Here is an 831-nt window from a genome sequence, read left to right on the forward strand (position 1 = left end):
AGCGTATCCTTGTAATAAATACTTTTGGTGTAGTTCAAGCTATCAAAATAAATTCTAGGTAAAATTTTGATACTGCAGGCGTGTGCTCTGGTATGTTCTGTTTTGATTATTAATAAATAGTTCCCCCTTTTATAATCCTTTCTTAATGGAATAAATACTGTATCTTTATGAACCAGGTTATCATACAAGGGAATTTCTTGTGGAAAAGAGTCTAAGTTAAGTTTATATATAAATACAATTGGATAAGTTTCATATTTGCCTTTTACTAAATTGTGTAATTTTCTTTCAAATTTTATAGGTTCTCCTTCAAGTATAGTTATTAATAATCTATAATTTATATTCAGTAAATTTTTTAGGTATGCGGTTATAAATTTTTATCCAGTCTCTTTAAAAATATAGTCAAACTCAATTGTATCAGGATAGGTAAGGTTAACCTCTTTTTCAAAAATTATGCTATCCCTAAAATCATTTTTAATCACAAATGATGAATATATATTTTAAATCTAACGGGTAAACCAACTTCGTTACCAAAACTTCTTACTATATTTATGTAGGGATTCCTTATTCTTTCTCCTCTCATACCAAACCCCTTAGTAAGTCGATAAGACTCACTAAAACTATATACTACCCTGCTCCATCTAGTATACGCGAAGAATCTATCTATCCACGTTTTTTCCTCATATGGTAAAAATGTTATGTATTCTTTGTAAATAAAGTTCGTTATTAGTCCAACTTTCTTCAATAAGAATCTCAAAGTATCACTTGTAGTATTTTTAAAGTACGCCTTAACCTTTATGTGTCTTGGAGTAACCGGATACTCATCATTTACAG

General features: G+C 29.0%; 1 protein-coding gene. It reads right to left on the reverse strand.

Annotated features, from left to right (window positions below; all coding sequences use genetic code 11):
• Positions 1 to 475: 475 nt before the first annotated feature.
• Positions 476 to 831 (reverse strand): hypothetical protein (locus tag ABDH49_00780; GenBank protein ID MEN3045514.1); only part of this gene is annotated, 356 nt, incomplete at its 5' end.

It is taken from the genome of Candidatus Hydrothermales bacterium (genome assembly GCA_039630235.1).
Lineage (GTDB): Bacteria > Hydrothermota > Hydrothermia > Hydrothermales > JAJRUZ01 > JBCNVI01.